This is a genomic window from Bartonella sp. AP57NXGY, from assembly GCF_042195805.1.
Taxonomy (GTDB): Bacteria; Pseudomonadota; Alphaproteobacteria; order Rhizobiales; family Rhizobiaceae; genus Bartonella.
Genome location: NZ_JBHIOZ010000001.1, coordinates 2,564 through 13,514 on the forward strand (window position 1 = coordinate 2,564; position 10,951 = coordinate 13,514).

At 37.8% G+C, this 10,951-nt stretch carries 10 protein-coding genes and 1 other RNA gene; 8 read left to right on the forward strand and 3 right to left on the reverse strand.

Annotated elements, in window-relative coordinates:
- Positions 1-159: dihydrofolate reductase (locus ACFIL8_RS00020; protein WP_375688724.1), on the reverse strand; the 159-nt coding region annotated here is incomplete at its 3' end.
- Positions 156-950: a thymidylate synthase gene (locus ACFIL8_RS00025; protein WP_273722957.1), complete on the reverse strand. Its 795-nt coding sequence runs from the start codon at positions 948-950 to the stop codon at positions 156-158. The genes ACFIL8_RS00020 and ACFIL8_RS00025, both read right to left, overlap by 4 nt.
- Before the next feature lie 213 nt (positions 951-1,163).
- Between ACFIL8_RS00025 and ACFIL8_RS00030 the strand changes: the two genes are divergently transcribed.
- The 3 genes from ACFIL8_RS00030 to ACFIL8_RS00040 all read left to right on the forward strand — a co-directional run bounded on the left by ACFIL8_RS00030 (position 1,164) and on the right by ACFIL8_RS00040 (position 6,698).
- Positions 1,164-2,471, forward strand: coding sequence for an MFS family transporter (locus ACFIL8_RS00030; RefSeq protein WP_375612016.1), 1,308 nt, complete (start codon positions 1,164-1,166; stop codon positions 2,469-2,471).
- A 954-nt stretch (positions 2,472-3,425) separates the two neighbouring features.
- Positions 3,426-4,736, forward strand: coding sequence for an MFS family transporter (locus ACFIL8_RS00035; RefSeq protein ID WP_375613380.1), 1,311 nt, complete (start codon positions 3,426-3,428; stop codon positions 4,734-4,736).
- 654 nt (positions 4,737-5,390) lie between these two features.
- Positions 5,391-6,698, forward strand: coding sequence for an MFS transporter (locus tag ACFIL8_RS00040; protein WP_375612014.1), 1,308 nt, complete (start codon positions 5,391-5,393; stop codon positions 6,696-6,698).
- 68 nt (positions 6,699-6,766) lie between these two features.
- Here ACFIL8_RS00040 and ACFIL8_RS00045 read toward each other — a convergent pair whose 3' ends face one another.
- On the reverse strand, positions 6,767-7,072 hold the full coding sequence (locus ACFIL8_RS00045; protein ID WP_375612013.1) for a DUF2853 family protein: 306 nt from the start codon (positions 7,070-7,072) through the stop codon (positions 6,767-6,769).
- 97 nt (positions 7,073-7,169) lie between these two features.
- On the opposite strand from ACFIL8_RS00045, the gene ssrA reads away from it, so the two are divergent.
- The 5 genes from ssrA to ACFIL8_RS00070 form a co-directional block, all read left to right on the forward strand.
- Positions 7,170-7,526: a transfer-messenger RNA gene (ssrA, locus tag ACFIL8_RS00050) on the forward strand.
- A gap of 179 nt (positions 7,527-7,705) precedes the next feature.
- Positions 7,706-8,257 carry an SspB family protein gene (locus ACFIL8_RS00055; RefSeq protein ID WP_375612012.1) on the forward strand — a complete coding sequence of 184 codons (552 nt, stop codon included), beginning with the start codon at positions 7,706-7,708 and terminating at the stop codon, positions 8,255-8,257.
- Positions 8,258-8,265: 8 nt separating this feature from the next.
- Positions 8,266-8,448 (forward strand): DUF4169 family protein, encoded by a 183-nt coding sequence (locus ACFIL8_RS00060; RefSeq protein WP_375612011.1) that lies wholly within the window; start codon positions 8,266-8,268, stop codon positions 8,446-8,448.
- A gap of 10 nt (positions 8,449-8,458) precedes the next feature.
- The gene (locus ACFIL8_RS00065) at positions 8,459-8,710 is read left to right on the forward strand and encodes a ribbon-helix-helix domain-containing protein (RefSeq protein WP_273788067.1); all 252 of its coding nucleotides are present in this window, start codon (positions 8,459-8,461) and stop codon (positions 8,708-8,710) included.
- A 120-nt stretch (positions 8,711-8,830) separates the two neighbouring features.
- A partial coding sequence (locus ACFIL8_RS00070; protein WP_375688711.1) for an ATP-dependent helicase occupies positions 8,831-10,951 on the forward strand: 2,121 nt, incomplete at its 3' end.

The window sequence follows — 10,951 nt, forward strand, 5'->3', positions numbered from 1 at the left end:
AATAGAATCCCAAGTTTTTCTTCCCATAATAATGGGCTTACGCAACGTCAAAGCTTTAAAGCGTTGCAAATCCGTCGATAAATGCCACGGCATGGCACCTTCACGACCGATAACACCATTTTCTGCAACAGCAGCAATTAAACAAATGGAAATCGTCATATTGCTACCGGCGCTTTAATATGGGGTTGTGCTTCATAATTAAGCAACTCAAAATCCTCAAATTGAAAAGAAAAAAGATCTGTTACCGCTGGATTTATGCGCATACATGGCAAAGCATTTGGTATACGAGACAATTGATATTTTGCCTGTTCAAAATGATTAGAATAAAGATGAGCATCTCCCAGAGTATGAATAAAATCGCCTACTTTAAGACCGCTTACTTGCGCAATCATCATCGTTAGCAATGCGTAGGATGCAATATTGAATGGAACACCTAAGAAAATATCCGCCGAACGCTGATAAAGTTGACAAGATAATTTCCCCTCCGCAATGTAAAATTGAAAAAGACAATGACACGGAGGCAACGCCATTTCCTCTATTAATGCAGGATTCCAAGCTGATACAATCAAGCGACGAGAATCTGGCGTTTCCTTAATCATCGTTAAAAGATTGTTAATTTGATCAATATGGCGTCCATCAGGAGCGGGCCAAGAACGCCACTGATAACCATAAACAGGACCAAGATTTCCCTTTTCATCAGCCCACTCGTCCCAAATTGACACACCATGCTCTTTCAACCAAGCGATATTTGTATCGCCTTTAAGAAACCACAAAAGTTCATAAATAATTGAACGTAAGTGTAGTTTCTTTGTTGTCAACAACGGAAATCCTGCTTGTAAATCAAAACGCATCTGATACCCAAAGATAGATCGCGTTCCAACACCCGTTCGATCTGTCCGATCAATACCCTGATTTAAAACATGAGATAAAAGAGCAAGATATGATTTCATGAGGGTATTATGTCCGATTCTTCTTATTATAGAAAATAAAAACTGTAAAATCCGTACAAACATAATTCAAATCTTTTTCCAAAAACATCTTACACAAGAAATTATCATGATCTAACTAAATTTTTGATGCAAAAGATAAAATACTATAGACAGCTTCTAAAAAAATGACATAAATGAACAAAGATGGATGAACATCAAATAAAGGGATCGACTATGGAAAAACAAGAAGCTTTAAAACCACATGATACAAGAAAACGTATCTGGGCTATCGTGTCCAGTGCATCAGGTAATCTAGTAGAATGGTATGACTTTTATGTTTATTCCTTTACATCTATTTATTTTGCATCACAATTCTTTCCCTCAGATGGCAATGACGTTACGCAACTTTTAAAAGCGGCGGGTGTTTTTGCTATTGGTTTTCTTATGCGCCCAATAGGCGGATGGCTTTTTGGCTTCATTGCCGATCGTTACGGACGCAAACGCTCAATGCTTATCTCTGTTTTTATGATGTGTGGTGGTTCGTTCTTAATCGCCCTACTTCCTACCTATGAAACCATTGGAATGGCAGCAGGAATTCTTTTACTTTTACTCAGAATGCTTCAGGGGCTTTCTGTCGGTGGTGAATATGGTACAACAGCAACTTATATGAGCGAAATCGCCCTCAAAAATCGCCGCGGATTTTTTAGCTCTTTCCAATATACCACACTGATTGGTGGTCAACTTCTAGCCAGTCTCGTTATATTCATTTTAGCGCTTTATCTCACCGAAGATCAGCTAAAAGCGTGGGGCTGGCGTATTCCATTTGCCATTGGTGGATGCGGCGCAATTGTTGCGATTTATCTACGCCGCACACTCCATGAGACAACGACCAAAGAAAGTCGTTCTAGTGCACAAGCTGGTAGTATTAGGGGACTTCTGAGCAACCACCGAAAAGCTTTCTTTCTGGTTATTGGCTTTACAGCTGGAGGATCGCTCACATTCTACACCTATACGACTTACATGCAGAAATATCTGATCACAACCACTGGCTTTGATAAACATACAGCCACAACAATCATGACAGCTGCACTCTTTGTTTTCATGTTACTCCAACCCCTCTTTGGTGCTCTTGCAGATAAAATTGGAACAAGAACTTCACTCCTTATTTGGAGTGTCTTATCTATTATCTTTACCATTCCTGGACTTAATATGATTGGTAGTACTGATAGTACATGGATTGCTTTATCAGTCATTACTGGAATGCTCTGCATTATGAGCTTTTATACATCTATCTCTGGCATTGTAAAATCAGAAATGTTTCCTGCTTCAGTACGAGCAATAGGAGTTGGGCTCTCTTATGCTATTGCCAACGCACTGTTTGGCGGTTCTGCTGAATATGTCGCACTTGGATTAAAAGATCTTGGATATGAATCTGTCTTCTATTTTTATATAACCGGCATGATGATTATTGCATTCATTGCTGTTCTCTTAATGCCAGATGCTCGCAAAAAAGGGTATTTACAAGGAGACGATATTCATTAACCTTTAATGTTAACAAACAAGGATTTTAACAAAAAAGCCCAGAGTACTGGGCTTTTTTTATATCCTTTCCGATAGAAGTTTAAAGCTCACAATTTTTTATCCCTTCAAACACTCTAAAGAAGCAATGTTCCCTCCTGCACACGCCGCTTATAAAAATAAATGGCTTCATATTATTATGTAATAAATACTTCTTTAGCTGAATTTAATTCACTGAAGATAAAAAACGTTTGATTTATTTTAATATTCCCATGCCCACTCAAAATCGAAGAAAAGTGATTATCTTTCAAGATAATTTTATCAATAATAAAGATTACACTCATGATTTTGTTTAATACGTTCTTAATAGTACCCCCTCATGCAAAACAAATTCTTTCATGAAAATAGAAAATACCATTATATTATGAATTCGCACACTTTTTTGAGAAACATTTCTCAATGCACCCAACTCCATTTCACAACGACACCCGTGAATGACATAACGTAAAAGCCCCGTAAAATATAAACATGAACATTACTCTCTTTACACTTAATAAAAGTGCAAGCCGCTATCATTATACTTTTGACGAACTCTTAATATTGTACTCCCCCTTAACACTTAAGCTCATTCATAAAAAGTATTTTAACAGATACACCAACCTCGCATGAAATAGTCAATAACATCATTTTACGAAACAACATCAAGCATATAAACTAAAGAGTATCATATCTTCATAAACACTCTGCATATGCAAATAATTCACAATCAAACAAAAAATAATATTTCCTTAAGGATAGTAAAAAGCGTATGATTTACGCAATGTAACAACACCATGAGCCCAAAACACCACTGATAGCTCTAGAAAAAATCTTTATGTTTCCCTAAAAAATTATCATGATACAATGGCGTTTTTATAATGCACATCGTAAATAGCTTTAAAAAGAAGAAAAGTTATAAATCTAAAAGGGGAATACTTCATGAATAATCAAACAACTTTAGATCCACATGATACAAGGAAACGTATTTTTGCTATCATATCCAGCGCATCAGGAAATCTGGTAGAATGGTACGACTTTTATGCTTACTCCTTTGCATCGGTTTATTTTGCATCACAATTTTTTCCTGAAGATGAAGATATTGTTACACAACTGTTAAAAACGGCAGGAATCTTTTTTATTGGCTTTCTTATGCGTCCAATTGGAGCATGGCTCTTTGGATACATTGCGGATCGTTATGGACGTAAACGCTCAATGCTTATTTCTGTTTTTATGATGTGTGGTGGCTCTTTTCTCATTGCCATACTTCCCACTTATAAAACCTTGGGAATAACAGCAGCATTTCTTCTCCTTTTAGTCCGTATGTTTCAAGGACTTTCCGTTGGCGGTGAATATGGTACAGCAGCAACTTATATGAGCGAAGTTGCGCCCAAAAATCGTCGTGGTCTCTTTGCTTCTTTTCAATATGCAACAACGATCTCAGGTCAACTTCTCGCAAGTTTTATAATATTTATTTTAGCCATTTACCTTAACGAGGATCAGTTAAAAGCATGGGGATGGCGTATTCCCTTTGTCATTGGTGGCTTTGGAGCAATCGTTGCAATTTATCTGCGTAGTTTGCTTCATGAAACAACAACCCACAAAAGCCGCTCTGAACAACACGCTGGTAGTCTTCGAGAACTTTTTCGCAATCATAAAAAAGCTTTCTTTTTGGTTGTTGGCTTTACAGCTGGTGGATCTCTCACATTTTATACATACACCACTTATATGCAAAAATATCTGATCACAACCACGGGCTTTGATAAACAAACCGCAACAACGATAATGACTGCCGCCCTCTTTGTTTTTGTGCTACTCCAACCCCTTTTTGGTTCCCTAGCCGATAAAATTGGAGCAAGAGCTTCACTCATTAGTTGGGGGGCATTATCCATTATCTGCACCATTCCTGTACTTAAAATGATCGGTAATGCCCATAATCCATGGACAGCACTCTTAATCATTATTGGAATACTCTGTGTTATGAGTTTTTATACGTCCATTGCTGGTATCATAAAAGCAGAATTGTTCCCTGCTTCAATCCGAGCAATTGGTGTTGGATTTGCTTTTGCCATTGGCAACGCACTCTTTGGCGGTTCTGCTGAATATGTAGCGCTTGGATTAAAAAATATGGGATACGAATCTGTTTTCTTTTTTTACATCGTTGGTATGATGGTCATTGCACTCATCTCTATTCTTCTTATGCCCGATATAGATAAAGGAGGATATCTCGATAAAGACGATAAACTTCATTAAACTTATTTTCTGGATAAAAAAAGCCCAAGAAATTGGGCTTTTTTTGATCTCCTCTCCACCCTAGTAAAGAACGAAAAGCCCGCCCCGCATTCATCTTACAAACAACTCAGTTTCTTTTAAATTGTCTATAGTTACTGCCCTCTTTATGTAATTTACTTGATAAGATTCTATGGGCAGCCCTACCCTAAATATTTATCACGATATCTAAAAAACACCTCATACGGAAAACCTTATCTGAGACTTACCTCACCCTCCTAAATGATGATGTGTTATGATACAATAAGATAATTAAGGACACAAAATCCCCTTTTACATTAACTTAAGCTTTATGAAATGTCTTCAGTTTTTGGGCTTTCTGCTCATAAAGACCATCTCTTCTATAATCCTCCGGTATGATGCCAATATTGCATTCTTCTCATCAAGTTTAAAGGTATCTTGATCTACTTTTCAATGTTCTCTCCCTTTAAATGCAATGTGATAACTTTTTATTCTACAACACAAGTAAAAATCTTAAAACGAATGACAACATAACTCTAATAAATCATCTTAAAGAGTTTCCCTAAGAAATTATTATAATACCATTGAATTTTTCTGGAAATCATAAACAATTATGTTTAGAAAATATGAACTATAAATCCAAAAGGGGAACAATTCATGAAAAATGAAACAACTTCAGCATCACAGGATGCAAGAAAACGTGTTTTTGCTATTATAGCAAGCGCATCAGGAAATCTCGTAGAATGGTATGATTTTTACGTTTACTCATTTGCATCAATTTATTTTGCATCACAATTCTTTCCCTCCGATGGTGATACGATTACGCCACTGTTAAAAACCGCAGGTGTGTTTTTTATTGGCTTTCTTATGCGCCCTATTGGAGCTTGGTTTTTAGGGTTTGTCGCCGATCGTTATGGACGTAAACGCTCGATGCTTATATCCATTTTTATGATGTGTGGTGGCTCTTTTTTCATCGCCATACTTCCCACCTATGAAACCTTAGGAGTAACATCAGCAATCCTTTTACTTTTAGCTCGGATGATGCAAGGACTTTCAGCAGGTGGTGAATATGGTACAGCAGCCACTTATATGAGCGAAGTTGCTCTCAAAAAACATCGTGGGCTTTTTGCTTCTTTCCAATCTGCCACCCTTATTACAGGTCAACTTCTTGCCAGCTTCATTATATTTATTCTAGCATCTTATCTCTCTGAAGATCAGTTAAAAGCATGGGGATGGCGCATTCCTTTTGTGATTGGTGGTTTCGGGGCAGTGATTGCGATTTATCTGCGTCGTTCTCTCCACGAAACAACCACGAAAGAAAGCCGCTCTCACAAACACTCTGGCAGTCTTAAGGAACTTCTCACCAAGCATACAAAAGCCGTTGTCGTAATTGCATGCTTTGCATCAGGAGGATCACTCACATTTTACACCTTTACGACTTATATGCAAAAATATCTGATCACAACCACCGGCTTTGATAAACATACCGCAACAACGATTATGACAGCTGTACTATTTATTTTCATCCTATTCCAACCCATAGCTGGTATCATAGCCGATAAAATTGGAACAAAAACTTTACTTATCATTTGGAGTATACTCTCTGTCATCTTTACATTTCCTGGACTCTGGATAATCGGTAATACGCATAGTATATGGGTTGCCTTTTCCGTCATTATTGGCTTGCTCTTCATTATGAGCATGTATACATCCATCTCTGGTGTCGTCAAATCAGCAATGTTTCCCTCTTCAATACGCGCATTAGGCGTTAGCATCTCTCATGCCATTGGCAACGCCTTATTTGGTGGTTCTGCTGAATACGTTGCGCTTGGATTAAAAAAGTACGGTCATGAATCACTCTTTTATTTTTATATAACCGTCGTGATGATCATGGCATTCATTGCTCTTCTCTTTGTCCCGAGTATGCGTAAAGGAGGCTACCTCCAAGAGGATGAAAAACATTAACCCTTTTTATCAACGAAAAAGCCCAAGAAATTGGGCTTTTTTTATCATTATCACAAATTTAATATTGTTTAAATTTTATGAAGTGCATTAAGGTGCTTAGCAACTAGATAATAAAAAGTCACACGACTTTTTCTACGCTCTCCAGACATCATCTCAGCCACTTTTGAAACAGCCATTTTAGCACTCTTCTCATCGGCTTCTAAAACATCTTGAACCCATTTTTCAACACGTTCTAACTCTTTTGGATCCGATGTAGCAACAAGCGCTGCATCCTGCTTTTTCATCACTAAAGCTAAACGACGGCTAAGTCGTTCTACTGCTGCTTCATCGGGATTTGAATCATATAGTTTAATATCTGCTAAATTATTTGTCATTTTGCATCATCTCCTCTCCAAAAATGAGCGGACTATACTTTACAGCCGCATCATATAGCTCCATAAATAATTAGAGGATTAAAAATATTAACAACCCCCCCTTTTCCTAAGACTGTTCTTCATCTATATTTAGAGGGCTGGTTTACCAGCTATGGTAATAAATGGACGGTGAAATAAACCTATTGGACCCGGGGGCGGTACCCGGCGCCTCCACCAAAATATAAGAAACCAAAATTATATTTTGGTGGGGGCGAAATAGGATCGACAAGGGTGTAAAGATCGCTCTTTTACTCGGCATTGTACCACCGTTATCGGGCTAAATGAGTAGTTGCAAATGACAACTATGCGGAAGCACGTCTCGCCGCTTAAGGTGGTGTGAATGTTTCAATTTAAGTCTTAAACCGTCGCAGGTTTAAGCGGGGTTCGGAGGCACCTGGCAACAGAAGCCTTCACTTTTTTAAATGTTGTTGATTGATCTTTCAGACATTATCAGACATTATTTACCATAGAGTTTCGTATTTATTCGATTTATTGAGGTGCATCGTAGAAAAAATCTGCTAATTTAAAATATATTCTGTCACACAATATCAATACGCCCCATTCTGCTACGTGAAATAAAAGGAATAAACTTCGATGGTTAAAGATCAAATCCGTTACGATATTCTCGTTCAGGATGCGCTTCGTGGAGTTATCCGTAAAGTTTTATCGGAAGTTGCCAAAGCAGGTCTTCCGGGAAATCATCATTTTTTTATAACTTTTTTGACAAATGCCCCAGGCGTTAAAATTTCTCCTCGGCTAAAAAATCGCTATCCCGAGCAAATGACAATCGTCTTACAACATCAATTTAGAGATCTCAGTGTTTCAGAAACAGCTTTCGAAGTAACCCTCTCTTTCAGGGAAATAACCGAAAAGCTCGTGATTCCTTTTACTTCCATTCAGGTCTTTTATGATCCTGTAGCAGCATTTGAAGCAGCATTTGATCTGCCCTCAAATCTGACCTCTGGAGAAAGTGAAAATTCAGAAAATACCTCAACTACGCCTATTACCTTATCAAACAAACAAAAAAAAGAAAATACGCTTACAAAAGAACAAAATCTCAGTACAAATAAAGAACCTTCAAATAACGATGCAAAACAAAATCAAAGTGCTGATGTTGTCTCTTTAGATTCCTTTCGGAAAAAATAATTTTTCTCATGACTGAATTGATTAATCTTCGCCAATTTCGAAAACAAAAAAAACGTACAGAAAAATCTCTTTGTGCTGAGCAAAATCGTTATCGTTTTGGACGAACAAAAACTGAAAAAAATTTTGAGCAGCAAAAATCTTTAAAAATGCAAAAATTTCTTGATCAAAATCGTTTGCGAAACGACGAATAAAGGTGGAAAAATGCACGAAAATAATTCTATCGATTGGTCAAAAGTCATTCCACGAAAGATATCTGTTCGCGTTGATGGACACGCAACAAGCGTCTCTTTAGAACCACCATTTTTAGATATTCTAAAAGATATAGCCCGCAAAAAAGGACAATCTTTAGCCTTTATTATTACCGATATTGATAGCAAAAGACCACAACAAGTAAATCTTTCGGCTTCGTTACGCGTTTATGCCCTTCAAAGCGTTCTCACCCAACGCCTTTAATGTTTGTGCTTATTTTTTACGTTCTCTTTCTGTCTGTTCAACTGAAACTGTTGTGACTTTTTAAGAGAAGTTTTTTTTAATCTAGAACTTCAATAAAAAAAAGACTACAAAAGAGAGATAATGAGTAATTTTTCTGATCATACCATACCTTTCTTTGAAGAAGATTCCCCTCCAGACCATGATAAGAAGAGCTCTGGTTTTTTCTCCCATACTCTAAAAGAACAAAAATCATATAACACAGACTATTTAGAACAACTCAATCCAGAACAGCAACAAGCTGTTATGAATACTGAGGGACCTCTTTTAGTTCTTGCAGGTGCTGGTACAGGAAAAACACGCGTTTTAACAACCCGTATTTCTCACATTTTACGCTCTGGACTTGCCTCTCCTCAGCAAATACTTGCTGTCACTTTCACCAACAAAGCAGCACGTGAAATGAAAATACGTATTGGTGAACTTATTGGAGAAGTTGTTGAAGGTATGCCTTGGCTTGGAACCTTTCATTCCACTGGAGCTAAAATTTTACGCCGTCACGCAGAGCTTGTTGATTTAAAAAGAAACTTTACAATTCTCGATAGCGATGATGTTCTTCGACTTTTAAAACAACTTATTCAAGCTGAAGGATTAGACGATAAGCGTTGGCCCGCACGAAACCTTGCCATGATGATTGATTCTTGGAAAAATCAAGGACTCTCACCAACACATATCTCAAAAAGTGATGCTCATTCCTTTGGTAATGGCATGGGACGTGAACTTTATCACAGTTATCAAAATCGATTAAAAGATCTTAATGCTTGTGATTTTGGTGACCTTCTACTTCATTCTATCTCTATCTTCCAACATAATCCAGATATCCTTCGCGAATATCATTCTCAATTTCGTTATATTCTCGTCGATGAATATCAGGATACAAATACAGCACAATATCTTTGGCTTCGCCTTTTGGCCCAACATCCTCAAGGTCAACATGTTAATCTTTGTTGTGTTGGCGATGATGATCAATCCATTTATGGATGGCGTGGTGCAAAAGTCGAAAACATATTACGTTTTGAAAAAGATTTTCCTTCTGCTAAAATTATTCGTCTAGAACGCAATTATCGCTCAACATCTCATATTCTCAAAACCGCCTCCCATCTCATTGCGCATAATGAAGAAAGACTGGGAAAAGTCCTTTTTTCTGCTCAAATAAAGAGCGAGGAAGAAAAGGTAAAAATTCATTCAGCATGGGATTCGGCAGAAGAAGCACGAGCAATTGGAGAAGAAATCGAACGCGCACAACAAACCGGTCATGCATTAAATCATATGGCTATATTGGTACGCGCATCATTTCAAATGCGTGAATTTGAAGATCGCTTTGTAACGCTTGGCCTTAATTATCGCGTTATTGGTGGTCCTCGTTTTTATGAGCGGATGGAAATACGTGATGCCATGGCTTATTTACGCGTTGTTGTCCAACCCACTGATGATTTAGCTTTTGAGCGTGTTATTAATACACCGAAACGCGGCATAGGAGATGCAACCCTGCGCATTCTTTATGAGAGTGCACGTGCACGTGCTGTTCCTCTCTTTTCTGCTGCCGCTGACATCATTGAAACAGATGAATTAAAGCCTAAGGCACGCAGTGCGTTACGAAGCCTCATTGAAAACTTCCGCCGCTGGCAAAATATGCTTCAAGACACTCCTCATAGAGAACTTGCCGAGATCGTCCTTGATGATTCTGGTTATACAACCATGTGGTTAGAAGATCGTTCACCAGAGGCTCCTACAAGACTAGAAAATCTTAAAGAAATGATTCGTTCCATGGAACAATTTGAAAATCTTCAAAGTTTTTTGGAACATGTTGCACTCGTTATGGAAACGGAAAATAATGAAAATATGGATGCAGTCAACATCATGACACTTCATTCAGCCAAAGGGCTTGAATTTGAAACAATTTTTCTTCCAGGTTGGGAAGAAGGACTCTTTCCCCACCAGCGCTCATTAGATGAAGGTGGACGTTCAGGATTAGAAGAAGAACGGCGTCTTGCTTACGTAGGTCTAACAAGAGCAAAAAAACATTTGCATATATGGTTTGTATCGAATCGAAGAATTCATGGACTTTGGCAACCTGCTCTTCCCTCCCGTTTTCTAGATGAATTACCAGCAGAACATATAGAAGTTGTAGAAATGGAAACATCCTATGGTGGTTATGGAAAATCTTCCTTTCAATATCACGATTCTTTTTATAATGACTATGCAACA

Excerpts from the sequence above, each read along its gene's own strand:
- ACFIL8_RS00025 (WP_273722957.1), bottom strand. The coding sequence starts at position 950 with ATGAAATCATATCTTGCTCTTTTATCTCATGTTTTAAATCAGGGTATT.
- ACFIL8_RS00030 (WP_375612016.1), top strand. The coding sequence starts at position 1,164 with ATGGAAAAACAAGAAGCTTTAAAACCACATGATACAAGAAAACGTATC.
- ACFIL8_RS00035 (WP_375613380.1), top strand. The coding sequence starts at position 3,426 with ATGAATAATCAAACAACTTTAGATCCACATGATACAAGGAAACGTATT.
- ACFIL8_RS00040 (WP_375612014.1), top strand. The coding sequence starts at position 5,391 with ATGAAAAATGAAACAACTTCAGCATCACAGGATGCAAGAAAACGTGTT.
- ACFIL8_RS00045 (WP_375612013.1), bottom strand. The coding sequence starts at position 7,072 with ATGACAAATAATTTAGCAGATATTAAACTATATGATTCAAATCCCGAT.
- ACFIL8_RS00055 (WP_375612012.1), top strand. The coding sequence starts at position 7,706 with ATGGTTAAAGATCAAATCCGTTACGATATTCTCGTTCAGGATGCGCTT.
- ACFIL8_RS00060 (WP_375612011.1), top strand. The coding sequence starts at position 8,266 with ATGACTGAATTGATTAATCTTCGCCAATTTCGAAAACAAAAAAAACGT.
- ACFIL8_RS00065 (WP_273788067.1), top strand. The coding sequence starts at position 8,459 with ATGCACGAAAATAATTCTATCGATTGGTCAAAAGTCATTCCACGAAAG.